This is a genomic window from Pseudomonas sp. F3-2, assembly GCF_038804275.1.
Taxonomy (GTDB): domain Bacteria; phylum Pseudomonadota; class Gammaproteobacteria; order Pseudomonadales; family Pseudomonadaceae; genus Aquipseudomonas.
This window is the reverse complement of record NZ_CP152388.1, coordinates 1,265,235-1,291,061: the sequence shown is the minus strand read 5'-3', so window position 1 is coordinate 1,291,061 and position 25,827 is coordinate 1,265,235. Positions and strand designations below refer to the sequence as shown.

Annotated in this window: 24 protein-coding genes; 11 read left to right on the top strand and 13 right to left on the bottom strand. The window is 60.0% G+C overall.

Going from position 1 to position 25,827, the window contains the following annotated elements; translation table 11 throughout:
- Positions 1-498: 498 nt before the first annotated feature.
- Both AAGQ88_RS05860 and ybaK read right to left on the bottom strand, forming a co-directional pair.
- On the bottom strand, positions 499-1,287 hold the full coding sequence (locus tag AAGQ88_RS05860; protein ID WP_342654691.1) for a PhzF family phenazine biosynthesis protein: 789 nt from the start codon (positions 1,285-1,287) through the stop codon (positions 499-501).
- A 102-nt stretch (positions 1,288-1,389) separates the two neighbouring features.
- A complete protein-coding gene (gene ybaK / locus AAGQ88_RS05855) occupies positions 1,390-1,860 on the bottom strand; it encodes a Cys-tRNA(Pro) deacylase (protein WP_342654690.1) in 471 nt (156 codons plus the stop codon).
- 286 nt (positions 1,861-2,146) lie between these two features.
- Between ybaK and glpK the strand changes: the two genes are divergently transcribed.
- The 9 genes from glpK to AAGQ88_RS05810 all read left to right on the top strand — a co-directional run bounded on the left by glpK (position 2,147) and on the right by AAGQ88_RS05810 (position 13,395).
- Entirely contained in the window at positions 2,147-3,652 is a 1,506-nt protein-coding gene (glpK, locus tag AAGQ88_RS05850) for a glycerol kinase GlpK (RefSeq protein ID WP_285423260.1), read from the top strand.
- Between the two features lie 125 nt (positions 3,653-3,777).
- On the top strand, positions 3,778-4,533 hold the full coding sequence (locus tag AAGQ88_RS05845; protein ID WP_037012305.1) for a DeoR/GlpR family transcriptional regulator: 756 nt from the start codon (positions 3,778-3,780) through the stop codon (positions 4,531-4,533).
- A gap of 310 nt (positions 4,534-4,843) precedes the next feature.
- On the top strand, positions 4,844-6,382 hold the full coding sequence (gene glpD, locus AAGQ88_RS05840) for a glycerol-3-phosphate dehydrogenase (RefSeq protein WP_342654689.1): 1,539 nt from the start codon (positions 4,844-4,846) through the stop codon (positions 6,380-6,382).
- A gap of 394 nt (positions 6,383-6,776) precedes the next feature.
- On the top strand, positions 6,777-7,694 hold the full coding sequence (locus AAGQ88_RS05835; RefSeq protein WP_285423258.1) for a glutamate/aspartate ABC transporter substrate-binding protein: 918 nt from the start codon (positions 6,777-6,779) through the stop codon (positions 7,692-7,694).
- Positions 7,695-7,812: 118 nt separating this feature from the next.
- Positions 7,813-8,559 (top strand): amino acid ABC transporter permease, encoded by a 747-nt coding sequence (locus tag AAGQ88_RS05830; protein ID WP_093461256.1) that lies wholly within the window; start codon positions 7,813-7,815, stop codon positions 8,557-8,559.
- Positions 8,556-9,224, top strand: coding sequence for an ABC transporter permease subunit (locus AAGQ88_RS05825; protein ID WP_177182116.1), 669 nt, complete (start codon positions 8,556-8,558; stop codon positions 9,222-9,224). Before AAGQ88_RS05830 ends, AAGQ88_RS05825 begins: the two co-directional genes overlap by 4 nt.
- On the top strand, positions 9,221-9,955 hold the full coding sequence (locus AAGQ88_RS05820; protein WP_093461263.1) for an amino acid ABC transporter ATP-binding protein: 735 nt from the start codon (positions 9,221-9,223) through the stop codon (positions 9,953-9,955). The genes AAGQ88_RS05825 and AAGQ88_RS05820 overlap by 4 nt, the downstream gene beginning before the upstream one ends.
- Before the next feature lie 91 nt (positions 9,956-10,046).
- Positions 10,047-11,939: an ATP-binding protein gene (locus tag AAGQ88_RS05815; protein ID WP_342654688.1), complete on the top strand. Its 1,893-nt coding sequence runs from the start codon at positions 10,047-10,049 to the stop codon at positions 11,937-11,939.
- Between the two features lie 178 nt (positions 11,940-12,117).
- Positions 12,118-13,395 carry a sigma-54 dependent transcriptional regulator gene (locus AAGQ88_RS05810; RefSeq protein WP_342655747.1) on the top strand — a complete coding sequence of 426 codons (1,278 nt, stop codon included), beginning with the start codon at positions 12,118-12,120 and terminating at the stop codon, positions 13,393-13,395.
- A 52-nt stretch (positions 13,396-13,447) separates the two neighbouring features.
- Here the strand turns inward: AAGQ88_RS05810 and AAGQ88_RS05805 are convergent, their stop codons facing one another.
- From AAGQ88_RS05805 to AAGQ88_RS05780, 6 genes are all read right to left on the bottom strand, one after another.
- On the bottom strand, positions 13,448-14,377 hold the full coding sequence (locus tag AAGQ88_RS05805) for a PfkB family carbohydrate kinase (protein ID WP_342654687.1): 930 nt from the start codon (positions 14,375-14,377) through the stop codon (positions 13,448-13,450).
- Complete coding sequence (locus tag AAGQ88_RS05800; RefSeq protein ID WP_285423254.1) at positions 14,367-15,836, bottom strand: cytosine permease; 1,470 nt, start codon at positions 15,834-15,836, stop codon at positions 14,367-14,369. The genes AAGQ88_RS05805 and AAGQ88_RS05800 overlap by 11 nt, the downstream gene beginning before the upstream one ends.
- A 163-nt stretch (positions 15,837-15,999) precedes the next feature.
- Positions 16,000-17,016, bottom strand: a complete 1,017-nt coding sequence (locus tag AAGQ88_RS05795; RefSeq protein WP_342654686.1) for an ADP-ribosylglycohydrolase family protein — start codon at positions 17,014-17,016, stop codon at positions 16,000-16,002.
- The gene (locus tag AAGQ88_RS05790; protein ID WP_342654685.1) at positions 17,013-17,726 is read right to left on the bottom strand and encodes a GntR family transcriptional regulator; all 714 of its coding nucleotides are present in this window, start codon (positions 17,724-17,726) and stop codon (positions 17,013-17,015) included. The genes AAGQ88_RS05795 and AAGQ88_RS05790 overlap by 4 nt, the downstream gene beginning before the upstream one ends.
- Before the next feature lie 183 nt (positions 17,727-17,909).
- The gene (locus tag AAGQ88_RS05785) at positions 17,910-18,578 is read right to left on the bottom strand and encodes a DsbA family oxidoreductase (protein ID WP_342654684.1); all 669 of its coding nucleotides are present in this window, start codon (positions 18,576-18,578) and stop codon (positions 17,910-17,912) included.
- 80 nt (positions 18,579-18,658) lie between these two features.
- The gene (locus AAGQ88_RS05780; RefSeq protein WP_342654683.1) at positions 18,659-19,651 is read right to left on the bottom strand and encodes an alpha/beta hydrolase; all 993 of its coding nucleotides are present in this window, start codon (positions 19,649-19,651) and stop codon (positions 18,659-18,661) included.
- A 237-nt stretch (positions 19,652-19,888) separates the two neighbouring features.
- Between AAGQ88_RS05780 and metR the strand changes: the two genes are divergently transcribed.
- Positions 19,889-20,806 (top strand): transcriptional regulator MetR, encoded by a 918-nt coding sequence (metR, locus tag AAGQ88_RS05775; RefSeq protein WP_093461292.1) that lies wholly within the window; start codon positions 19,889-19,891, stop codon positions 20,804-20,806.
- Positions 20,807-20,878: 72 nt separating this feature from the next.
- Here metR and AAGQ88_RS05770 read toward each other — a convergent pair whose 3' ends face one another.
- The 3 genes from AAGQ88_RS05770 to AAGQ88_RS05760 form a co-directional block, all read right to left on the bottom strand.
- Entirely contained in the window at positions 20,879-21,283 is a 405-nt protein-coding gene (locus tag AAGQ88_RS05770) for an NUDIX domain-containing protein (protein ID WP_342654682.1), read from the bottom strand.
- A complete protein-coding gene (ddlA, locus tag AAGQ88_RS05765; protein WP_342654681.1) occupies positions 21,280-22,371 on the bottom strand; it encodes a D-alanine--D-alanine ligase in 1,092 nt (363 codons plus the stop codon). Before ddlA ends, AAGQ88_RS05770 begins: the two co-directional genes overlap by 4 nt.
- A 162-nt stretch (positions 22,372-22,533) precedes the next feature.
- Positions 22,534-22,803 (bottom strand): type B 50S ribosomal protein L31, encoded by a 270-nt coding sequence (locus tag AAGQ88_RS05760; protein ID WP_093461301.1) that lies wholly within the window; start codon positions 22,801-22,803, stop codon positions 22,534-22,536.
- Between the two features lie 190 nt (positions 22,804-22,993).
- Here AAGQ88_RS05760 and AAGQ88_RS05755 point away from each other — a divergent pair, with 190 nt between their 5' ends.
- On the top strand, positions 22,994-23,359 hold the full coding sequence (locus AAGQ88_RS05755; RefSeq protein ID WP_285423247.1) for a hypothetical protein: 366 nt from the start codon (positions 22,994-22,996) through the stop codon (positions 23,357-23,359).
- A gap of 84 nt (positions 23,360-23,443) precedes the next feature.
- Here the strand turns inward: AAGQ88_RS05755 and AAGQ88_RS05750 are convergent, their stop codons facing one another.
- Positions 23,444-24,769 (bottom strand): APC family permease, encoded by a 1,326-nt coding sequence (locus AAGQ88_RS05750; protein ID WP_342654680.1) that lies wholly within the window; start codon positions 24,767-24,769, stop codon positions 23,444-23,446.
- A gap of 126 nt (positions 24,770-24,895) precedes the next feature.
- On the bottom strand, positions 24,896-25,720 hold the full coding sequence (locus AAGQ88_RS05745) for a carbon-nitrogen hydrolase family protein (RefSeq protein WP_342654679.1): 825 nt from the start codon (positions 25,718-25,720) through the stop codon (positions 24,896-24,898).
- Positions 25,721-25,827 lie beyond the last annotated feature (107 nt).

Here is a 25,827-nt window from a genome sequence, read left to right as displayed (position 1 = left end):
GATGACGGGGTATGTCAGGCAGACTGCATGGCCGGGCTCTACGACGACTTCGTCGCCGATCGCGGGACAAGCCACGCTCCTACGGGTAGTGCATCACGCCTTCGCGAGCAAGCTCGCTCCCACAGGTTTTGTGCTCGACACGAACCTGGCAACCCCACAAATCCCTTGTAGGAGCGCGGCTTGTCCCGCGATCTGGCGCGCAGCGGCAGCAGAATCGGACGGGGTATGTCAGGCAGACCGCATGGCCGGGCTTTACGACGACTTCGTCGCCGATCGCGGGACAAGCCACGCTCCTACGGGCAGTGCATCAAGCCTTCGCGAGCAAGCTCGCTCCCACAGGTTTTGTGCTTGACCCAATACCAGACGACGCCACAGAAATCGTGTGGGAGTGAGCTTGCTCGCGATGGGGCCGATATGTCCGCCGCAGAGGTATCGCGTGACAGTTAGCCTTCGCGAGCAAGCTCGCTGCCACAGGTGAGTGTCTAGCCGAACGGTTGATCACCCAACCGTCAATGTCCCACTGGCGACCAGTGTCGCGTAGCCGCCGATCTTGACGCGGTCGCCTTCAAGCCTGCAAAACAACTCTCCACCACGGGCTGAACTCTGGTGTGCGGTCAGGCTGAATTTGTTCAGGCGTGACGACCAGTAGGGAATCAGGCAGCAATGGGTCGAGCCGGTGACCGGGTCTTCAGGAATACCGATGGCAGGCGCGAAATAGCGGGACACGAAATCGTAGCGCTCGCCATCACCTTTTGCCGTGATGATCACGCCCGGCCAAGGCAGTCGGGCGATCGCGGCGAGGTCCGGTTTGCAAGCGCGAACCGCCTCTTCCGACTCCAGCACCACCAGCAGCTCCGCCGAGCCCAGCACGTCGACCACTTCTGCATTCAGGGCGCGTTCGATATCGACTGTCACCCCCACTTCGCTCGGCGGCATGGCGGGGAAATCCAGCAGCAACCGGCCGTTCTCGCGCGTCACACTCAATGGGCCCGATTTGCTGACGAACTCGATGGTCTCGGACGCTTCGCCGTATTTCTCAAGCAGCACAAACGCACTGGCCAACGTGGCGTGGCCGCAGAGCGGGACTTCATGGGTCGGGGTGAACCAGCGAATGTGCCAGCCCTGTGCTTCGCGCACGACAAACGCCGTTTCAGAAAGGTTGTGCTCAGCGGCAATGCGCTGCATCAGCTCATCGGTCAGCCATGCATCGAGCCGGTAAACCATGGCCGGGTTGCCCGCGAACGGCCGATCACTGAACGCATCGACCTGATGAAATTCAAGCTGCATGGAAGGCATCCCCAATCATTGTTGTAGGGCGGCGTCCTGCCTCGGTCGCCGCAAAACGGTCGCTGTGCGAATAATCGGAATATTTCTGACGATGCAGAGGAATCATTCGCGGCCAATCTGCGCATAAGTCGCGTTGGTGTGCTGCGCCAGCACTGCTGCGGAAAGCTCGACCTCAAGTCCCCGTCGGCCCGCGCTGACGTAGATGGTGGCAAAAGGTTGAGCGGTCTCGTCAATGAAAGTTCGCAGTCTTTTCTTTTGCCCCAGCGGGCTGATGCCACCGAGCAAATAGCCGGTCGCTCGCTGTGCTGCGCCGGGGTCGGCCATCTCGGCCTTTTTTGCGCCAGCGGCGTGAGCCAGGGCTTTCAGATCGAGCGAGCCTGCAACCGGCACGACCGCCACCAACAATTCGCCTTTTTCAGTGCTGGCCAGCAATGTCTTGAAGACCTGAGCGGGCTGCAGATCGAGCTTTTCTGCCGCTTCCAGCCCGTACGAAGCCGCTTTGGGGTCGTGCTCGTAACTGTGCACCCGATGCTCGGCGCGGGCTTTTTTCAGTAAATCCAGTGCGGGGGTCATGCAGCGCTCCAGAGGACCAGATTGTCTCTTGCTTTCTCCTTTCACTTTATGCCATTTGCTATCAAAACGCCTCTGTTCGGCGCGCTGGCGCGGATAAAATCGACCCTGTCGTCCAGGCCTTGCAGCCGTTCACTTTCGACCTTTGACATTGTTCGTTTACGTCTATATTTTTTCGAATACGAATATTCAGTCGTCCTTCGTGAAGAGCACCGCGCAATCGGTGCGTTTTCGCACGTAAACTGATGGCCAGTCTTCCGGACACCCGCGTTATCACCAGGCAATCGACATGACCGACACCGAAAACAAGAATTACATCATCGCTCTCGACCAAGGTACGACCAGCTCTCGCGCCATCATTTTTGATCGTGACGCCAATGTGGTCAGCACTGCACAGAGCGAGTTCGTTCAGCATTATCCGCAGCCTGGCTGGGTCGAGCACGACCCGATGGAAATCTTCGCCACCCAGACCGCCTGCATGACCAAAGTGCTGGCGCAGGCCAATCTGCATCACAATCAGATTGCTGCCATCGGCATCACCAACCAGCGGGAAACCACGGTGGTCTGGGAGAAGGACAGCGGGCGTCCGATCTATAACGCGGTCGTCTGGCAATGCCGACGCAGCACGGAAATCTGCCAGCAGCTCAAGCGCGACGGTCTTGAGGACTACATCAAGCAGACCACCGGCCTGGTCATCGATCCGTACTTTTCCGGCAGCAAGCTGAAATGGATTCTCGACCACGTCGAAGGCAGCCGGGAACGCGCGCGCCGAGGCGAGCTGCTGTTCGGCACCGTCGATAGCTGGCTGATCTGGAAATTCACCGGCGGCAAGGTGCATGTCACCGACTACACCAACGCCTCACGCACGATGATGTTCAACATCCACACCCTGGAATGGGATCAGCGGATGCTGGAAGTGCTCGACGTGCCGAGGGAGATGCTCCCCGAGGTCAAGTCCTCATCTGAAGTGTACGGTCACAGCAAAAGCGGGATTGCCATCGCCGGTATCGCAGGCGACCAGCAATCGGCGCTGTTCGGTCAGATGTGCGTAGAGCCCGGTCAGGCCAAGAACACCTACGGCACCGGTTGCTTCCTGTTGATGAACACCGGCAAGAAAGCCGTCAAGTCGAACCACGGCCTGCTCACCACCATCGGCTGCGGACCGCGCGGCGAAGTGGCTTATGCGCTGGAGGGCGCGGTATTCAACGGCGGGTCGACGGTGCAATGGCTGCGCGACGAGTTGAAGATCGTCAACGACTCGATGGACACCGAATATTTCGCCACCAAGGTGAAGAACAGCAACGGGGTGTATCTGGTTCCGGCGTTCACCGGGCTGGGCGCGCCATACTGGGATCCCTACGCACGCGGAGCGCTGTTCGGCCTGACGCGCGGCGTGAAAGTCGATCACATCATTCGCGCAGCACTGGAGTCCATCGCGTATCAGACCCGCGATGTGCTGGATGCCATGCAGCAAGACGCCGGTGAACCGCTCAAGGCGCTGCGCGTCGACGGCGGCGCGGTGGCGAACAACTTCCTGATGCAGTTCCAGGCGGACATCCTCGGAACTCAGGTGGAGCGCCCGAAAATGCGTGAGACCACCGCGCTGGGTGCCGCTTATCTTGCAGGGCTGGCGATCGGCTTCTGGAGCGGGCTGGATGAGCTGAAGGACAAGGCCGTGATCGAGCGCAAGTTCGAGCCGCAGTGCGACGAAGCCGAGAAGGAAAAACTCTATGCGGGCTGGCGCAAGGCCGTTGAACGCACGCGCGACTGGGAGCCTCACGAAGAGGCGGAATGAGCACATACGCCGTGTTTGACCTGAGGGAGCTCGCTCCCACAGGTTGAACTGACGTGCAGATTTTTCCGGCTGACAGGTAATGGCTGCCTGCGGCATCATGGGCGCCCTTGCCCGAAGGAAAAAAAATGAATCTGCCACCCCGTCAACAGCAGATCCTCGAGCTGGTCCGTGAGCGCGGCTATGTCAGCATCGAGGAAATGGCGCAATTGTTCGTCGTGACCCCGCAAACCATCCGCCGCGACATCAATCAGCTGGCAGAAATGAACCTGCTGCGCCGCTACCACGGTGGTGCCGCTTACGACTCCAGCATCGAAAACACGGCTTACGCGATGCGCGCCGACCAGATGCGCGATGAAAAACAACGCATCGCCGAAGCCATCGCGGCCCAGATTCCCGACCACGCCTCGCTGTTCATCAACATCGGCACCACCACTGAATCCATCGCTCGCGCGCTGCTGAATCACAACCACCTGAAAATCATCACCAACAACCTGCATGTTGCGTCGATTCTCAGCGGCAAGGATGATTTCGAGGTCCTGCTGGCGGGCGGCAATGTGCGCCGCGACGGCGGGGTGGTGGGTCAGGCCAGCGTCGACTTCATCACGCAGTTCAAGGTCGATTTCGCCTTGGTAGGGATCAGCGGCATCGACGAAGACGGCAGCCTGCTGGACTTCGACTACCAGGAAGTGCGGGTTTCCCAAGCAATCATCGCCAATGCCCGGCAGGTCATTCTGGCCGCCGACTCCAGCAAGTTCGGCCGCAACGCCATGGTTCGGCTCGGCCCCATCACGTTGATCGACTGCCTGGTAACCGATCAGGCGCCGGTGCCGGCGCTGGCCCAGCTGCTGACGCAGAACAAGATCCGGCTGGAAGTGGTTTAGCCTCCTCCTGCCCCGCCTGCGTCTGCCCTGAGACGCAGGATGGCTGCGCGCTGCCGCGCTCTTTGACCTCCCTCCTCAATCAATCGCAAGTCGCGTGTCGCGTGTCGCGTCCATGCTCCATCGGAGCAACGCTCCAATGTTCGATATTGTTCTTTTCCTGCCTCTCCAATCAGTATTTTCAATCAATACTGAGTGGTTCGTTGCTCGTTATTGCGCTACTATTTTCGGAAATGAACATAAATGTTCGAATTCGCCTTTCAAACGAGCGCCTTTGACGACAGGCGTCACCGAATCCACACAGGAGGCCCCGATGGCCAGCGCCACTTTGCCCACCCCACCCCTTTCAGAAGTCTATGACATCGCCGTTATCGGCGGTGGTATCAACGGTGTCGGCATTGCGGCGGACGCATCGGGGCGTGGCCTTTCTGTTTTCCTGTGCGAAAAGGACGACTTGGCCAGCCATACGTCATCCGCCAGCAGCAAACTGATCCATGGCGGTCTGCGTTATCTGGAGCATTACGAGTTCCGCCTGGTGCGCGAAGCACTGGCCGAACGCGAGGTGCTCCTGGAAAAGGCTCCACATATCGTCAAACCCATGCGATTCGTGCTGCCCCACCGCCCGCATTTGCGTCCGGCATGGATGATTCGCGCCGGCCTGTTCCTTTATGACCACCTGGGCAAACGCGAAAAGCTTCCTGCGTCGAAGAACCTGCGCTTTGGTGCTGACAGTCCGCTGAACAGCACCATCACTCGCGGCTTCGAATACTCGGATTGCTGGGTCGACGACGCGCGTCTGGTCGTACTCAACGCCATGGCCGCTCGTGAAAAAGGCGCTCATATCCATACCCAGACCCGCTGCCTGAGCGCCCGACGCAGCGGCGGCCTGTGGCACCTGAACATGGAACGCGTGGATGGCAGCCTGTTCTCCATTCGTGCCAAAGCGCTGGTGAATGCGGCGGGTCCGTGGGTGGCCAAGTTCATTCGTGAAGACTTGAAGCTCGAGTCTCAATACGGCATCCGTTTGATTCAGGGCAGCCACCTGATCGTGCCGAAACTCTATGAAGGCGAGAATGCATTCATTCTGCAGAACGAAGACCAGCGCATCGTATTCGCGATTCCTTATCTGGAGCGCTTCACCATCATCGGCACGACCGATCGCGAGTACACCGGCGATCCGGCCAAGGTGGCGATCACTGAAGGCGAAACCGATTACCTGCTGAAAATCGTCAACGAGCACTTTAAAAAGCAGCTTAGCCGCGATGACATCATCCGCACTTATTCGGGTGTGCGACCGCTTTGCAACGACGAGTCGGACAATCCGTCAGCGATCACGCGCGATTACACGCTTTCTCTGTCGGGAAGCGCTGAAGAGGCGCCGATTCTCTCGGTCTTCGGCGGCAAGCTGACGACCTATCGCAAGCTGGCCGAATCGGCAATGCAGCAACTGGCGCCGTTCTTCCCGCAGATGAAGCCGAGCTGGACCGCCAAATCCAGCCTGCCGGGTGGCGAAAGCATGAGCACGCCAGCGGCACTGGCCGCCGAGCTCAAGCAGCGTTTCAGCTGGCTGCCGGCCGACATCGCCAGCCGCTGGGCGATTACCTACGGTTCGCGCAGCTGGCGCATCGTCGAAGGCGCGCGGGATCTGACAGACCTGGGCGAGCACCTTGGCGGAGGTCTGTACAGTCGTGAGGTTGATTATCTGTGCAGCGAAGAGTGGGCGGCCAAAGCCGAAGACATTCTGTGGCGCCGTACCAAGCTGGGCCTGTTCACCACGCCTGAAGAACAGCAGAACGTCCAGACTTACCTAGATAAAGTGGCACGGAATAAAGGTGCCATCGAGGCGGCATAAATCAATACCAAACATTGTAGAGCGAGCTTGCTCACGAAGAATGCCTGTCAGACGCAACGTAAGTGTGATCAGTAATGGCCCCTCGTGAGCAAGCTCACTCCCACAGTGATTAAACGACGTCGCTTGCATCCCATTCGGATTTCCGAACACCCCTTCCCCGCCTATTCGGCATTCCGTACGCCCCATCCCCTCCTCGCTGCAGAAAAAAATTAAATCCCGTTATTTTTCAGCCTCTTAGCCACTGTCACGCGCCTGGCATGACTCATGCTCTACACTCTTTCACGATTGCTCCGATGTAGCGTGCCGCCTGGTTGGGCCGCCGTTGTAGCGTTCTGAAACGATAGGGCCGACCCAACACCGGACCCATAAAAAAAACAATGTCGAGGATAAACAGATGCGTATCGTTCCCCACCTCCTGGGCGCAGCCATCGCTGCCGCCGTTTTGATCAGCACCCCAGTGTCCGCTGCCGAGCTGACCGGAACCCTGAAGAAAATCAGCGATTCAGGCACCATCACCCTCGGTCACCGCGACTCTTCGATTCCTTTCTCGTATATCGCTGACGCTTCCGGCAAGCCAGTCGGTTACTCCCACGACATTCAGCAGGCAATCGTCGAAGCGATCAAAAAAGACCTGAACAAGCCTGATCTGAACGTCAAGTACAACCTGGTCACTTCTCAGACCCGTATTCCGCTGGTGCAGAACGGCACCGTCGACGTTGAATGTGGTTCGACCACCAACAACGCCGAGCGCGCGCAGCAAGTCGACTTCTCGGTCGGCATCTTCGAAATCGGTACCAGGCTGCTGACCAAAGTCGGCTCGCCGTACAACGACTTCGATGACCTCAAGGGCAAGAACGTCGTGACCACCGCTGGCACCACGTCCGAGCGCATCATCAAATCGATGAACGCTGACAAGCAGATGGGCATGAACGTCATCTCCGCCAAAGACCACGGCGAGTCCTTCCAGATGCTGGAATCGGGTCGTGCCGTTGCCTTTATGATGGACGACGCACTGTTGGCGGGCGAAATGGCCAAGGCCAAAAAGCCGACCGACTGGCACGTGACCGGCACGCCGCAATCCTATGAAATCTACGGCTGCATGGTTCGCAAGGATGATCCTGCGTTCAAGAAAGCCGTCGACGACGCGATTGTCGGCCTCTACAAATCGGGCGAGATCAACAAGATCTACGACAAGTGGTTCACCCAGCCGATTCCTCCAAAAGGCCTGAACCTGAGCTTCCCGATGAGCGAAGAGCTCAAGAAGCTGATTGCCAACCCGAACGACAAGCCGGCCCCAGACAAGAAGGCCTGAGCCCTTCGCCGCAAACCATAAGAACGTAAAAGCCTGATTCCCGGGAAGACCCAGTGTTTTCCCGGGAGCCGCTGCAAAGCGCATGCGTGCATAACGATCGATCAGAGGGGAGACCCTGATGAATTACAACTGGGACTGGGGCGTGTTCTTCAAGTCCACTGGCGTTGGCAGCGAGACCTATCTGGACTGGTACATCACCGGTCTGGGCTGGACAATCGCCATTGCCGTCGCCGCCTGGATCATCGCGTTAATCCTGGGCTCGGTGCTCGGGGTCATGCGTACGGTGCCTAACCGCATCGTTTCTTCCATCGCCACGATCTACGTGGAAATATTCCGTAATGTGCCACTGCTGGTGCAACTGTTCATCTGGTACTTCCTGGTGCCCGATCTGCTGCCCGAAAACCTGCAAGAGTGGTACAAGCAAGACCTCAACCCGACCACCTCGGCATTCCTGAGCGTTGTCGTCTGTCTGGGCCTGTTCACTGCCGCACGGGTTTGCGAACAAGTGCGTACGGGCATCCAGGCGCTGCCGCCCGGCCAGGAATCAGCCGCGCGCGCCATGGGCTTCAAACTGCCGCAGATCTACTGGAACGTGCTGCTGCCGCAGGCCTACCGAATCATCATTCCGCCGCTCACCTCCGAATTCCTGAACGTGTTCAAAAACTCGTCCGTGGCGTCGCTGATCGGCCTGATGGAGTTGCTGGCGCAGACCAAACAGACCGCCGAGTTCTCCGCGAACCTGTTCGAAGCGTTCACCCTGGCCACGCTGATCTATTTCACCCTGAACATGAGCCTGATGCTGCTCATGCGCCTGGTCGAGAAGAAAGTCGCCGTGCCCGGCCTGATCTCCGTGGGAGGTAAATAATGGACTTCTCTGGAGTAATTCCGGCCATTCCAGGCATGTGGAACGGCATGGTCATGACCCTGCAACTGATGGTCATGGGTGTGATTGGCGGTATCGCGATCGGCACGCTGCTGGCGCTGATGCGGCTGTCGTCGAACAAACTGCTGTCGCGCATCGCCGGTGCCTACGTCAACTATTTCCGTTCGATTCCGCTGCTGCTGGTCATCACCTGGTTCTACCTGGCGGTGCCCTTCGTGCTGCGCTGGATCACCGGGCAAGACACGCCGGTCGGCGCGTTCACCTCCTGCGTCGTGGCGTTCATGATGTTCGAGGCGGCCTACTTCTGCGAAATCGTGCGCGCCGGTGTGCAATCGATCTCTCGCGGCCAGATGGGCGCAGCTCAGGCGCTGGGCATGACCTACAGCCAGATGATGCGCCTGATCATCCTGCCGCAGGCCTTCCGCAAGATGACCCCGCTGCTGCTGCAGCAAAGCATCATCCTGTTTCAGGACACCTCGCTGGTGTACACGGTGGGGCTGGTCGACTTCCTCAACTCGGCGCGTTCGAGCGGCGACATCATCGGTCGCTCCAATGAATTCCTGATCGTCGCAGGTCTTGTCTATTTCACGATCAGCTTCGCGGCATCGCGTCTGGTCAAGCTCATGCAGAAAAGGTTAGCCGTATGATTTCCATCAAAAATATCAACAAGTGGTATGGGGACTTCCAGGTGCTGACCGATTGCAGCACCGAGGTCAAGAAAGGCGAAGTGATCGTGGTCTGCGGGCCCTCGGGCTCGGGCAAATCAACCCTGATCAAATGCGTCAATGCGCTTGAGCCCTTCCAGAAAGGCGACATTGTGGTCGACGGCACGTCCATCGCCGACCCGAAAACCAATCTGCCGAAACTGCGTTCGCGGGTTGGCATGGTGTTCCAGCATTTCGAGCTGTTTCCGCACCTGACCATCACTGAAAACCTGACCATCGCGCAGATCAAGGTCTTGGGCCGCAGCAAGGAAGAGGCCACCAAAAAGGGCCTGCAATTGCTCGAGCGCGTCGGCCTGTCGGCCCATGCCCACAAGCATCCAGGCCAGTTGTCCGGTGGTCAGCAGCAGCGTGTGGCGATCGCCCGCGCGCTGGCGATGGATCCGGTGGTCATGCTGTTCGACGAACCGACCTCCGCGCTGGACCCGGAAATGGTCAACGAAGTGCTCGACGTGATGGTGCAACTCGCCCATGAAGGCATGACCATGATGTGCGTGACCCACGAGATGGGCTTCGCTCGCAAAGTCGCCGACCGGGTGATTTTCATGGACAAGGGCCAGATCGTCGAGGACTGCGCCAAGGAAGAGTTCTTCGGTGACGTCAACGCACGCTCCGAACGTGCCCAGCAGTTCCTCAACAAGATCCTGCAGCATTAATTGATTCACGCCTCACAAGGGCAAAAAACCACCCGCCGCCCGTACTCGATCATCAATGACACGGGCGGCTGGCCGGTCCAGGACGACTGTGATGAAATGCGATCCACCTCTTAGCGCGCCGCCATCACTTGCCGTGAAACCCCGCCTGATCCGCCACCTGTTTCTGCCGCCGCTGGTCATTCTGCTGATGATCGCGCTGGGCTACGTCACCTATCTGTACAGCGAAAAGAACGGCATCAAGGCGCTGAGCGAAAATGGCGAACGTCAGCTCGAACTGCACGCGCGCACCGTCGAAAGTGAAATCAACAAGTACAACTATCTGCCCAGCGTGCTGGAGCTCGAATCCAACGTTTCCGATCTGCTCAACGACCCCTCGCCGGAGTTGCGCAGCAAGGTCAATGACTACCTCGAAGGCCTCAATCGCCGCAGCCGCAGTCGCGCCATCTACGTGCTCGACACCACGGGCCGTGTGCTGGCGACCAGTAACTGGCGCGACGCCGACAGCTATCTGGGCGAAGACCTGTCGTTCCGGGCTTATTATCAGGACGCGATTCGCGGACTGCCGGGGCGCTTCTACGGCATCGGCAGCACCACCGGCGAGCCCGGTTATTACCTGGCCCACGGGCTGGAAGAGAAAGGCAAGATCATCGGCGTCGCCGTGATCAAGGTACGCCTGGAAGCGCTGGAAGAGCGCTGGCAGCGGGCGCGCCTGGAGGCTTTCGTCAGCGACGAAAACGGCATCATCATTCTTTCCAGCGATCCTGCGCGGCGGCTCAAATCCGTTCGCCCGCTGACGGCCGACATCAAGGAGCGTCTGGCGCGCAGCCTGCAATATTACTGGTGGCCGCTTAACGAGCTGGTGCCGCTGGAGCGCGAATCCATTGCCGATGGCGTCGAAAAGCTGACTTTCCCGGCCAACAGCAGCGTCGACCACGAACACACGGTGGTCAGCTATCTGGCGCAGACGCGCGATCTGGCCGACACCCCCTGGCACCTGACACTGCTCACCCCGCTCGAGGACCTGCGCCGGGAAGCCGCCAATCAAGGCATGCTAGTGGCGGTGGCCTGCGCCTTGGCGATGTTTCTGCTGATCGCCTGGAATGAGCGGCGCAAGGTGATCTCCACACGCCTTGCGGCCCGGGAAGCACTGGAAGAGGCCAACAACGAACTCGAGCGTCGGATTACCGAACGCACCGCCGATCTGCGCGCGAGCAACGAGCGGTTGAAGGGTCAGATCCGCGAACGTCGCCAGGCCGAGGAGACGTTGCGTCAGGCTCAGGACGAGCTGGTACAGGCCGGAAAACTCGCCGCCATCGGCCAGATGTCCACCAGCATCGCTCACGAACTCAATCAGCCTCTTGCGGCATTACGCACGCTGTCGGGAAATACGGTGCGCTTTCTCGAACGCGGCGCGCTGGAGACCGCGAGCACCAATTTGCGCACGATCAACGATCTGGTTGACCGGATGGGTCGCATCACCGCCAGCCTGCGCGCCTTCGCCCGTCGCGGCGAAGACAAGGGCCAGGCGTCACTGACCAAGGCGGTCGACGCAGCGCTGCAACTGTTGGCCGGTCGGCTGGAAAGCCACGCGCCGGAGCTGCGTCAGCAACTCGATGACGTGGAACTGGCGATCGACCAGACCCGCCTGGAACAGATTCTGGTGAACCTGATCGGCAACGCGCTGGACGCCATGCAGGCGCAGCCATTGCCGGTGCTGTGGCTGGAGGGCGAGGTGTTCGAGGGCCGTTATCGGTTACGCGTGCGCGACAACGGTCATGGCATCGACGCCGAGGCACGCAAGCATTTGTTCGAGCCATTTTTCACCACCAAACCCGGCGAACAAGGCCTGGGACTGGGTCTGACCCTGTCGGCAAGCCTCGCCGCCGCGGCAGGCGGCAGCCTCAACGCCGAAGACCCGGCAGAAGGCGGGACGATGTTCGTACTGGTCTTGCCTTTGGTGGCGACTGGAATGTCGTCTCCATGATGCATCTGACCGCCCACTCTCCTGTAGGAGCGCGCTTGCCCGCGATTGCAGTCTGTCAGTCACCACTTTCAAACGTGATGAACAGCATTCTCGGGCAAGCGCGGCCTACGAATACGGATGAAGCATACACATGAACACTGAACTGACCGTTCTGATCGTCGAGGACGACCCCCACGTGTTGCTTGGCTGTCAGCAGGCGCTGGCGCTGGAAGACATTCATAGTCAGGGGGTGGGCAGCGCCGAGGAAGCGCTGTCGTTGGTCGGCGATAACTTTGCAGGCATTGTCATCAGCGATATCCGCCTGCCCGGCATCGACGGCCTTGAACTGCTCAAACGTCTCAAAGCGCGCGACCGCACGTTGCCGGTGGTGCTGATCACCGGTCATGGCGATGTCTCGATGGCGGTCGGGGCGATGCGCGACGGCGCATACGACTTCATGGAAAAACCCTTTTCGCCCGAACGCCTGGTGGACGTTGCCCGCCGCGCGCTGGAGCAGCGTGGCCTGGCTCGCGAGGTGTGGTCGTTGCGTCGCCAATTGGCCGAGCGCGATTCGCTGGAAGGCAGAATCATCGGCCGCTCTGCTGCCATGCAGAACCTGCGTGCCCTGATCGCCAATGTCGCTGACACCTCGGCCAACGTGCTGATCGAAGGCGAGACAGGCACCGGCAAAGAGTTGGTCGCCCGTTGCCTGCACGATTTCAGTCGGCGCCACAGCAATCAGTTCGTCGCGCTGAACTGCGGCGGATTGCCGGAAAACCTGTTTGAAAGTGAAATCTTCGGTCATGAAGCCAATGCGTTCACCGGCGCCGGCAAGCGCAGGATCGGCAAGATCGAGCACGCTCACAACGGCACGCTGTTCCTCGATGAAGTGGAAAGCATGCCGATCAATCTACAGATCAAACTGCTGCGCGTGCTGCAGGAGCGCACCCTGGAACGGCTGGGCTCCAACCAGAGTGTCGCGGTGGATTGCCGGGTCATCGCGGCCACCAAATCGGACCTGAACGAACTGAGCAAAGCCAGCCAGTTTCGCAGCGACCTGTACTACCGCCTCAACGTCGTGACGCTGGAACTGCCACCGCTGCGCGAACGCCGCGAGGACATCCTGCAACTGTTCGAGCATTTCCTGCAGTTGTCGTCGCTGCGTTTCGACCGGGAGCCGCCGCAGCTCGATGCGCAGACTCTGTCGTCACTGATGAGCCACGACTGGCCGGGCAACGTGCGTGAACTGCGCAACGTTGCCGAGCGTTATGCGCTGGGACTTCCGGCGTTCAAGAAGTCGGGGCTGTCGGCGAGCAGCCAGAGCCTCGGGTTTTCCGAGGCAGTGGAAGCGTTCGAAAAAAACTTGCTCAGTGAGGCGCTGCAACGCAGCGGGGGGAACCTGAGTCAGGCCAGCCAGGAGCTGAGCATGGCCAAGACCACGTTGTTCGACAAAGTGAAAAAGTACGGATTGGGCTGAGGTCAATCCTGTAGGAGCGCGCTTGCCCGCGATGGCGGCCAAGCGCACGAACCTACTGTTGCGCGTTCCCGATCAGCTCATCCACCTCGTCGGTCTTCGGCGCTGTCGCCGGTCCCCAGCGCGTAACGGCAATCGCCGCCGCCGCGTTGGCACGCAGTGCCGCTTCTTCCGCCGACAGTCCGGCCGCCAGCCCCGCCAGCAACACGCCGGCATGAGCGTCGCCTGCGCCGTTGGTGTCAATGGCCTTCACCGGGAATCCGCGCACGTGCTGGGTATGGTTTGCCTGGCGAATCCAGCAACCCTGCGGCCCGTCGCGGACCACAATCAGCGCGTCCTGATTCAGCCACCGCGCCAAGGTCTCCAGCGCATCGGCAATGGCGTTGCACCGAGTGAAACGCAACGCTTCCTCGCAATTGCTGGTCCACAGCGAGATAACCGGCAGAACAGCCTGCATTTCGGCGCCATCTGGCGAATTCACCAGCGGCCCCGGATCGAACACCACGCCAGTCCCCTGCGGCAGCGTCCCCAACCAGTCGAGCAGCGTGGGGACCTTGTTCGGGTGCAACAGGCTGTAGCCGCTGACGAAAACGTAGTCCTCAGGCTGCACCGAGACATCACGCAGGTCGTCTTCCGACAAACCACCTTCTGCCCCGACATAGGAGATAAAGGAACGCTCGGCCGAAGGCTCGATCAGTGCAACCGACAAGCCCGTGTCCTGCTCATCGGCACTGGCCGCAGCGAACTCGATGCCTTCCTCGGTCATGGCCTGACGGGCGAGGTCACCGAAGCGACCCTTCCCGTGACGCCCGAGATAGCGTGTCTGCATGCCGTTGCGACAGGCAGCGGCCATGACGTTGAAGCCACCACCGGTCTCGAATCTGGCGGAGCTGGCGAGCACATCGCCCCCCGAGCGCGGCAGCGTGTCGAGCGCCATGACCAGATCAACCACGACCTGGCCGGTGTACAGCAATCTAGCGGGCATGAGCAGCCTCTTCGTTGACGACGCGGCGATCGCGCGAACCGCCGAGAATCGCGTACAGACCGCCCGCCACTATGAATGTCACGATCCAGCCCAGACCGTTATGGCCGAACCAGGAATCTGACAGAAAGCCTTTGAACAGCACGTTTTCCGGCGTGGTCGCGACCGTCGTGAAGCTGAAACCCAGCACGATCGCCAAGGCCCACGCGCCCACCGCGCGCCACTCCACGCCGCCGCGATACCAGTAGGCGCTGCGCGGCGAGACATCCATGAGGTCTTTGGCCGAGTAGTAATGGCGATGAATGAGGTCGACGACGAAGATCCCGACCCACGCCGTGATCGGCACTGCCAGCATCGAAATGAAGGTGATGAACGGGCCGTAGAAACTGTCTGCGATCAGCATGAAGTAAATCGACCCGGCGAAGATGGCCACGATGTCGACGATCACTGCGTGCACGCGCTTGATCTTCAAGCCCAGCGTCAGCGTGGTCAGGCCTGCCGAATACACGGACAGGTTGTTCGACAGCAGCAGACCACCGAAAGCAGTGATCAGATAAGGCACCGCCATCCAGGTCGGCAGCAGCTCGCGAATTGCAATGATCGGGTCGGTGGCCGAGGCCAGATGATCGTTGCCCACCGAGAGCAGGCCGCCGAGGGTGATCAGCAACACCAGTGGAATGCCTGCACCGAACGCCGCAGACGCAACCAGCCCCGCAGCCCTCACGCTGCGATGCTGATAACGCGACATGTCGGCGCCAGCGTTGGCCCAGCCGATACCGGTGCCGGCGGCCATGGTGCCGACGCCGATGATCATCGCGCTCAAGGGCGCCGGTGTCGCGTTGAACACCGCCGTCCAGTCGATGTGCGCAATCAGGAAGCCGCCGACGATGATGTTCAGCGCACCGAAAATGTAGGTCGCCCACTTCTGGATCACCAGCAATGTCGCGTGGCCGAGACCGGATACGGTCAGCGTCATCAGCACGAAGATGGCTATGAACACCAGCGTAAGACCCGGCGCGCTCTTCGCTTCGACCGGCGTGCCGAAGAGGATCGAGCACAGCGACAGCAGTACGAAAGCGGCCGTCGTGGTGTTGACTGTTTCCCAGCCCAGGCGGGACATCAATGAAACGATGGTAGGACCGATGTTGCCACGCACCCCAAAAATGGCACGGGACAATGTCAAGCTTGGCGCCCTGCCGCGTCGGCCTGCGATGGAGATCACCCCGACCACGGCGAAGGAGCCCGCAGCTCCCAGAATCGCCACGATGATGGCCTGCCAGATCGATAAGCCACGAAATGCCACGAGTGTCGCACCCAACGGCAAGCCGAGAATGCTGATGTTGGCGGCGAACCAGACCCAGAAGAGCTGCAGCGGATGACCGTTGCATTCGTTTTCCGGTACGGGCTCGATACCGCGTGTTTCAAGCTGTCCTGCGCCCTGATTGGCGTTGGATGACGTCATTGGAAATGCTCCTGTTGCCATTTGTTCTGGTTGTGGGCAGTACGCAAAGCAAACGACGTCCGTGTCAGCATGGGGCTTTCTGGACAGCAAGAGGCCCCGGATCGCCGCTGTGATCAGCGACGACGTGTGTCTTATTCATATCAGTGCTCTGGCGTCGGCCGGCTCAGGCCGCGCGCAGGATCAACAGGTTTTCGACCAGCGTTGTGAGGTCGAGATCGTTCACTGTGCGGATCTGCTCGATCATGGCGTGCGGCCAGGCATTCATGCCCTGGCAAGCGCCGAGCATGGCGCCGAGCACCGCTGCGATGGTGTCGGTGTCGCCGCCCAGACTCGCGGCCATACACAGCGCATCGAACGCATCGAGCCTTGCGCTCGCCACTTGATGCGCAATGGCGAACGCTGCGATCACCGACTCCTGCGACGCCACCGACGTGCCAATGACGTCGTAAATCACATCGGGCAACTCCTCGTTGCTGCAATCGGCGCAGAGCGTCTGGGCCCAGCGGATACGCGGACCGATACGCGCGCCAGCGATCCAGTAACCGAAACGCTCGGCCTGATCGGCGATGCGCGCGCCGACAGTCAAGGCGTCGCTCAGACTGGCGCCATTGATCCCTGCCGACACCACGGCCGCGACCGCGGCGGCGCTGGAGATACCCAGATTGGTATTATGGGTGACTTGGCACGCCTGTTTGACCGACTCAACGAAAGCCGCTTCCTCAGCCACGTCGAAAGCGATGCCAATCGGTGCAATGCGCATCGCCGCGCCATTTGTCGTGCCGAAACGCCCAGCTTCTTCAGGGCTATGACCTGCCAGAATCATTTCGATCGCACGCTTTGTCGACGGGCCAAGCAGGTCCTGCGAACCCTTGGCCTGCATCACGGCTTCCCACTCGATCAGGCTCTGTGCCAGGTCCGAAGGGACGATGCGCCCTCCCCCTTCGACCAGTAACTCACCCACCAGCACCGCTTGCTCGGTGTCATCGGTGATCGAACCTGCGGCCATGTTCGGAGCAATCGGCTGGTCGGCATCGGCTGCCGTCAGCGTGGTGATACGGTTGAAACGTTGCTTGATCTGCTCGCGACTCAGCGACTGCGTGGGCATACCCAGTGCGTCGCCGAGGGCCAGGCCATAGAAAGCGGCCAGGCTTCGGTCGCGAATGTCGATCAGTGCGGTCATGTGGACGATCCAAAAGCCAGATGCAGTCGAAAATGCACGGGATCCAGAAGGCTCTCCACGTGCTCCATGAAACGTTCGCGACGATCAAAGGTGGTTCGAGTGGCCTTGAGAAACACCGAGCCGGGCTCGCGCAACATTAACGTCGCATCGTCCTTGCTCAAAGGCTCCGCTCCGATCCACTGATCGCCCCGGTCACCGACGAATCCATGGGCGGCCATGGTCACCGTCAGCGAATCATCGATCAGGCCATCGCGCGGCAGATTCTCCAGGCCGTCACTGGCCGGAATCAGGACGCGCTCCAGCGATACCACACTGCCATCAGCCGCCGTACGACGACGATCCAGCGCGATGAAATCCGCCGTTCCGAAACGACCCGCAAGGTCCGGGCGCTGCACAGCCACCAGTCGCAATATTTCGGTCGTCACCCTGGCACCGGTATCGGCCAGAGCTTGCGCCCAGCCGGCGCGCTGATCGAGCGAAATACCGTCGTACGTGACAATCGATCCCACGCCTGTCTGGGTCGCGATGTAGTTGCGCCGCTTGAGTTCGGACAGCGCCTCGCGCAGCGTGCCGCGACTGACATTGAATTCCTGAGCGAGCATGTTCTCGCCGGGCAGCAACTCCCCGGAGCCCATCTGGCCGGTTTCAATGCGTCGGGCGAGCTCATCGACCACGCGTTTTTTCTTGTCGAATCGAACCTGTCTAATCATGTACAAATTGATATCCGAAAGTGGTTGATGGGAGCAAGTGATTTTTTATTTGCAATCGAAGATTTGTTACATCCGTTACATCGCATTACGAGCGCGCATTGCCCCTTTTAAAGAATGCGAAGGTGACAGATGACGCCCGCGGACACACGCGTGACTGGGCAGAGCGTCCGTCAGCGTAGCTCATCACTGCGCCGGGTCGATCACGCTCGATTGTTCGCTGACGATCTGACGAATGGCGCTGACGAACACGTCGACAGGCTGCCCGCCGGACACCGCGTACTGGTCATTGAAGACGAGGGTGGGCACCGAGCTGACACCTCGCGAAACCCAGAGTTGTTCAAGCTCCCGTACCTGGACCGCGTAATCGTCGGACGCCAGCACCGCTTCGGCACGCATCCGATCCAGCCCGACTTTCTGTGCGATGTCGGCAAGCACCTTGTGGGACGACACATCGGCGTGATGACTGAAATAGGCGGTAAACAGGGCCTCTTTCAGGGCCTGTTGCTGCCCTTCAAGCTCAGCCCAGTGAAGCAGGCGGTGAGCATCGAAGGTGTTGTAGATCCTCCGCTCGCCCTGCATGAAGACAAAGCCCAGCTCGGCACCACGCTGACGAATGTTTTCGGCATTGGCCTGATACTGCTCGCGGCTGGAACCATATTTTTCAGCGATGTGCTCGAAGATTTCCTGCCCTTGCGGGCCCATGTTCGGGTTCAGTTCGAAAGGTTGAAAGTGAATCGTGGCCTGGACTTCATCGCCCAGATGCTCCAGCGCATGGTCCAGGGCGCGTAGACCGATGATGCACCAAGGGCAGGAAACGTCGGAAATGAAGTCGATCTTCAGCGGAGTGCTCATGGCAGCCTCGTGCAAATGAGGGAAAACGCCACGATACGCCGATCAGGCTGACACACAAACCTGTGCGCTGCCTGCTGTCATCAAAGTTGCGCCACGTGGGACGCATCCTCGCGGTGCTCACGCAGGTATGGCAACACGGCCGCGAGCAACGGCGCCTTGAATGCCTCCTGAAAACGATGGGCAAGGCCTGGAATCAGCTTCAGCTGACTGCCCTGGATATGCGCGGCCACATGAATGCCGTGCATCACGGGCAGCAGTGGATCAGCCGTCCCGTGCACCACCAGCGTTGGCACCCGCAGACGATTCAATAACTCCACTCGACTGGGTTCAGCGAGGATCGCCAGAATCTGCCGCTTCACGCCCTCAGGATTAAACGCACGGTCGTAGGAAATCGCCGCTTGCTGGAGCAGTTTCTGTCGATCGTCCTTGACCTCAGGACTGCCGAGCGCGGCCAGCAAATCAGCCTGTTGTTCCAGCGCGCTCTGCCGATCCGGCGCGCCACGGCGGGCCAGTAACTGAAGCAGCGCCGGGCTCGCCATTGGCAGTCCCGGCGCACCTGAACTGGTCATGATCAGCGTCAGACTCTCCACGCGCTTGGGCGCCATGTCGGCCAGATGCTGCGCAATCATCCCGCCCATGCTCGCCCCCAGCACGTGGAATTGCTGAATGCGCAAAACGTCCATCAGGCCCAACGCATCCTGCGCCATGTCGGTCAACGAGTACGGCGCGGACACCGGCAAACCGATTTTGTAGCGCAGCACTTCGTAGGTCAGGTTCGCGTTGCCAGGTGTCTGCACCCAGGTCGACAGTCCGACGTCGCGATTGTCGTAGCGAATCACCCGGAAACCCTGCTGACACAGCGCGACGACGACCTCGTCGGGCCAGTGAATCAATTGCCCGCCCAGCCCCATCACCAGCAGCAGCGCAGGGTCGGAATCCTGACCGATGCTCTGGTAAGCCAGGTGCACGTCGTCAAGCTCCGCCACTTGCGTGGGAACGTCAACATCGCATCGAGAGGCCGCAAAAGACGGCAAGCTGCACATCAGCGCAGCCAGAAAGAAGAAAAACCGCATGGAAAACACCGAACCGCAGAACCCCAGTAGGCCGCGAGTCTGATGAAGTTTTCAGATGCGCGCTGCCACAGTTGCATGACAGTTTGATGAAGGGAGCCGAGTGGTAGGCAAACGGGGCGTACTGTCACCCTGTACAGCCCTGGCGCACGGGTTGGAGGCGATATCGACAGCGACGCTCACATGAGACAAACTCATCACATTCGTCCCGACCACAAAATTCATTCATGGAGCGCCTGGGTGCTTGAGATCCGCCATCTGAAAACGTTGCACGCCCTTCGCGAGACCGACAGCCTGGTGGACGCCGCCGACCGGCTGCATCTGACCCAGTCCGCGTTGTCGCACCAGTTCAAGGAACTCGAAGAGCGCATGGGCATGCCGCTGTTCGTGCGCAAGACTAAACCGGTTCGCTTCACCAGCGCGGGGTTGCGTCTGTTGCAACTCGCCGACTCGGTGCTGCCGCAGTTGCGTCATGCGGAACGCGATATTTCTCGCCTGGCGGGCGGCGTAGCCGGACGTCTGCACATGGCAATCGAATGCCACAGCTGTTTCCAGTGGTTGATGCCGACCATCGACCAGTTCCGCGATGCCTGGCCTGAGGTCGAACTGGACCTGGCCTCCGGCTTCGCATTCGCCCCGCTGCCCGCTCTGGCGCGAGGCGATCTTGATCTGGTGGTGACTTCCGATCCGCTCGACCTGGCAGGCATTACCTATGTGCCGCTGTTTACCTATGAAGCGATGCTTGCCGTTGCCAATCAGCACCCGCTGGCCGCGCGCCCCTACGTGGTGCCGGAAGATCTGGCCAGCGAGACACTCATCACGTACCCCGTGGAGCGAGACCGGCTGGATATTTTCACGCGCTTCCTCGAACCTGCGGATGTCGAACCGGCGCAGGTCCGCACCTCGGAGCTGACGGTGATGATGATGCAGCTTGTGGCCAGCGGCCGCGGCGTCTGTGGGATGCCGCACTGGGCGCTGCACGAATACAGCTCAAGGGGCTATGTGAAAGCCAAACGGCTGGGGGAAAAGGGACTGTTCGCCACGCTCTATGCGGCGATTCGTACAGATATGCTGGATGCGCCCTACATGCGGGACTTCCTGCTGACGGCAAAGGACACGTCGTTTTCGACGCTGGATGGCGTCAGCGCGGTACGCTGAGCCAGCGTGTCCTGGGCAGACCGCAAGAACGCAGGGTGAAACGCGGTCGTTTCACCCTCGACACAGCGTCGATCAGGCTGTCTGCAGCGTTCGGTACAGCGGCAGGATGGCGTCGCGGGTCAGCGGCGCGAGTTCGAGATGGCCGACATCGCCAGCGTCAACCCAAACGACTTCTTCGATTTCTGCCGCTGGCACAACGTCTTGCTCGACCTGCACGCGGTACAGCTGGCAATTGACCTCGTGACCGGGTTCGTTGGCCGCGACAGCGGAAAATTCGCCGAGAAACCCGGCGTCTTCGGTCGCTATCACCAGCCCCAGTTCCTCGTTCAACTCACGGGCCAAGGCCTGAACCGCGGATTCGCCGGCGTCGATTTTGCCACCCGGCTGCATGAACGCCTGCGTACCGCGCTTGCGCACCAGCAGGGTTCTGTCGTCGGGCCCGATCAGCAACGCTGCAGCAATACGAATCGTCTTCACAGCACCACCTCGGTTTTCAGCGCGCGGGTTTCCTCGGCCCGCTCCAGCGCCAGTACGATCAGCCTGTCGATGAGCTCGGGATAGCTCAGGCCGCTCGCCTGCCACAATTTGGGATACATGCTGATGGAGGTGAAACCGGGGATCGTGTTGATTTCGTTGATAATGATTTCCCGCGCTTCAGTGACGAAGAAATCGACCCGGGACAGACCTGCGCAGCCGAGCACGCGGTAGGCCTGCAACGCGACTTCTCGGACTTCGTCGCTCAAACCGTCGGGCAATTGCGCCGGGATCGCGATGCGCGCCTGGCCATCATTCAGGTACTTGGTGTCGTAGGCGTAAAACTCATCGTTGGCGACCACTTCACCGCACACGCTGACCTGAGGTTCGTGGTTGCCCAGCACGGCGCACTCCACTTCACGGCCAACGATACCCTGCTCGATCAACACCTTGTTGTCGTACTCGAAGGCAAGCTTCAACGCCTGCAGATAGCTGGCCTCGTCCGTCACCTTGCTCACGCCCACTGACGAGCCCTGACACGCGGGTTTGACGAACAGCGGCAATCCAAGCTGCGCCGAGACGCTGACGAAATCCACGGATTCGCCGCGATGAAGCACCACAAATGGCGCCACGGCGATCCCAGCGTCGCGCAACAAACGCTTGGTCACATCCTTGTCCATGCACGCAGCGGAACCCAGCACATCGGGGCCGACGAAGGGAATATCCAGCAGACGCAACATGCCCTGCAGGCAACCGTCTTCGCCGAAGCTGCCGTGAATCAGCGGGAATACGACGTCAATGCGCGGGACTTCCAGCCCGGTTTCCACTTCAACGAACTGCGGCCCTTGCGCGCCGGGCATCAGAGACAGCAGACGGCCAGACTCACTGAGCTTGATATGGGCCGGATCCGAGGCATTCTGCAGGTAATCACGCTCGTCGAAGCGCAGCCAGTGGCCTTGCTTGTCGATACCGATGAGGGTGACGTAGTAGTTGTTGCGATCAATCGCATTGATCACGTTGCGCGCCGATTGCAACGACACTTCATGTTCGGAGGATTGCCCACCGAAAACGATGGCGACTGACTTTTTCAAAGGGATGGCTCCTGGATTTCAGGTCGCAGAGCTAAAAGCAATTTGCGCCGTTAGTCCAGTGCCACGGTCATCTGCTGGACGGAATGCAGACGTGAAACGCAGACAAAAAACCCGCGCCTGGCGTGCCGCAAAGCGACATTTCAAGCGCGGGCGCAGCACCGGTCATTCAGCTTTTTTCGCGCCGGAGCCAAAGGTCGCGAAGCGTTTGTTGAACCCTGCGATACGGCCTTCGGTGGTGGTCTTGCGCTGCTGCCCGGTGTACATCGGGTGCGAGGCGCTGGACACGTCGAGGGCGACGTAGGGATAGGTGTTACCGTCCGTGTGCTTTTGAGTGCGATCGGTATCGACGGTGGAGCCGATCAGGAAGTACACATCGGCAGCGGTGTCGTGAAACAGGACCTGACGGTAGTCGGGATGGATATCGGCTTTCATGGCGCTCTCCAGATGTAAGTAATCATGTAATACGTTATACAGTAACACGAGAAAGAAGTTCAATCGAACCATTTTGTAACCGTTACAACTTTAGTCTTTGCTCTCATGCCCCCTGCCGCTAATGTTCGCGCCGCTGAAGCCAGCCCGGATTACCGGGAACGGAATCGAACCGCCACCAGGAGGTAATGCCATGTACATGATCGACCGATATGAACTGACCATCCCAGGCCACATGCGCCTGGTCGACGCACGGAGCGCGCTGAATCATCTTGAGCGTCTGGTGCAGTCCACGGAAGAACCGCTGGGAAGGGACCAGCTTGTCGACTCGCTGACACCGCTGGTGGAAGCGCTGAACGACGCCGCTGACGACGTCCGCGCAATCAACGGTCACGACGCATTCATGCGCCAGGCCTGCGAGTGGAATTACATCGCGCTGTCGCCATCGGAACGAGAGATGTTGCATCAGATTCGCTGCTGCAACGACGACGGGAAGAAGGACATCTGCAAAATGGTCAGCGAAACCATGAACCGCAAACCAATGCCCGAACCGAAGTAACAACGGCCACCGCCGCGGTTCAGTGGCGCAGGCGACATCCACACAGCAAAAAAAGGCGCACCCAACGGGCGCGCCTCGCTGTGATCAGGTCGCTTCCTGAAAGTCCATTTCAGGCGGCTGGCGACGAAAACCGCCGGTCAGCCAGGCCAGATAGACACAACCCACCGCAAGCCAGCTCACGCCCAGGATGATCGCCAACCTGTCCAGACTGACCATCAGCCAGAGATCGGCAATCAGACCGATCAACGGGCAGACGAGAAATAGCAACAGTTCACGCAAGCCGCGCTTTTCCCCCGCGATCCAGTAATGAAAGATCACCGACAGGTTGACCAGGCTGAACGCCAGAAACGCACCGAAGTTGATGAATGAGGTCGACGTGGTCACGTCCAGTTTCAACGCCAGCAACGCGACGACCGCGCACAAGAGAATGCTGTTGACCGGCGTGCCGAAGCGCTCGCTCAGCCGGGCGAAGAAGGATTTCGGCAGGACGCCGTCGCGACCCATCGCGTAGAGCAGGCGCGAACCGCTGGCCTGCGCCGAAAGCCCAGACGCGAACTGGCCAACGATCAGACCGATCATGAAAATGGTCACGAATACATCGCCGCCGATGTTGCGCGCAATTTCGTAAGCGGCCGAATCGACGTTGTCGAATTGCGCCGATGGGTGAGCCAGTTGCACGAAGTACGACACACCCACGAAGATCAGCCCGCCGATCAGCGTAATGAGCATGATGGCTTTGGGAATCGTGCGCCGCGGATCTCTGGTTTCTTCGGTCAGCGTGCTGACAGCGTCAAAGCCCAGGAACGAATAACAGGCAATCGCCGCACCGCTCATGATCAACGGCATCTGCATGTCGCCATTCAGGAAAGGGATGAGCGTCCACAACGGCTTGCTGGCGTCGCCAGCGATGTAATGGATAGAGAGCGCCACGAAAGCCGCCAGCACCAGGAACTGCACGATCATCAGCAAGGCATTGACCGTGTTGGCCAGTTTCAGGCCGACGATATTGATCAGGCTGGTGACGACGATGAACGCCAGCACCCAGAGCGGCTGCGGCACCGAAGGAAACGCCGAACCCAGGTATGCGGCGCCGATCAACCAGATCGCCATCGGCAGGAACAGGTAGTCCAGCAAGACTGCCCAGCCCGCGATGAAACCGAGCTTCGGGCTGATCGCCTTGCGCACGTAGCTGTAAGCAGAACCGGCGACGGGAAAGGCCGAAGCCATACGGCCGTAGCTCATTGCGGTGAAGAACATGGCGACCAGCGCCGCCAGATACGAAGCCGGAACCATGCCGCCGGTGGACTGCGCCAGGATTCCGAATGTCCCGAGCACGATGATGGGGGTCATATAGGCGATGCCGAACAGCACCACCGACCCTAACGAAAGGGTGCGTTGCAAACGAGCCATGAGCGACTACTCCGAATTTATAGGTTTTATGGCAGAGAAAAGTTCGGCAGAACAAAGGCGTTTCTTTTATTGAGTGACGCGGTGATCGTCGAGGGATTGCGCCCGGCGACGATCACTGATGACTTTTTATGGGTGCTTCGGAATCAACAGTTCGCGGATGCCATCGGGCCGCTCGATCACTTCGCCCGGCAGGCGCAGGCGCTGGTCGTCCAGATAGCGGTAGTCGCGACGGGCAGCCTGCAACTGCTCCAGATCGAGTTCGACGCTGAACTGCTCTTCGTCACGTCCTGCTTCGTGCAACAGCGTGCCGAACGGGTCGACCAACGCACTGCCGCCGGCGAATACCAGGCCGCCGTCGCCCTCGCCCACGCGGTTGACCATGAGCGCGAACGCCTGGTTTTCCTGGGCGCGCGCCATGATCGCGGTGCGATGCGTTGGGCCGTACGGGTCCATGTTGCCGTTGGTGACGATAATCAACTCGGCCCCCAACTGGGCCAAGGCGCGGGCCGACTCGGGAAATTCGATGTCATAGCAGATCAGCATGCCGACGCGCACGCCGTTCCAGAGGCAGGTTGCATAGCGATCACCTGCGCTGAACACGCCTCGGTCAGAGGCCCACAAATGGGTTTTGCGATAGCGCAGCGCGACGCCTTCAGGGGTGATCAGCAACGTGGTGTTGTAGAAACGCCCCTGGTCATTCTCGGCCATGCCGATCACGACCGAGACGTCCCGCGCTCGGGCTGCCTGAACAATTGCGCGCACGGTCGGACCGTCGAGGGGCTCGGACACGTCAGCGACGGTTTCGCTGGAAGGGAAGCCCATCAGATGGGTCTCCGGGAACACGATCAGCGCGGTATCGCTGGCGCACGCAGCAATTGCGTTCAACGCCTTTTTCAGGTTGTGCGCCGTGGCGTTGTCCTGGCCCGTCAGTTGGGCTAATTCCACCTTCATGGGTTCTCCTTATTAGAGTCACGTAGCCGATCGGGCACAAAATGCTGGCCTGAACATTGGCTCTGCGGGCAGTATGCGCATCAGCAAGTGTCACGGGGTATTACGCA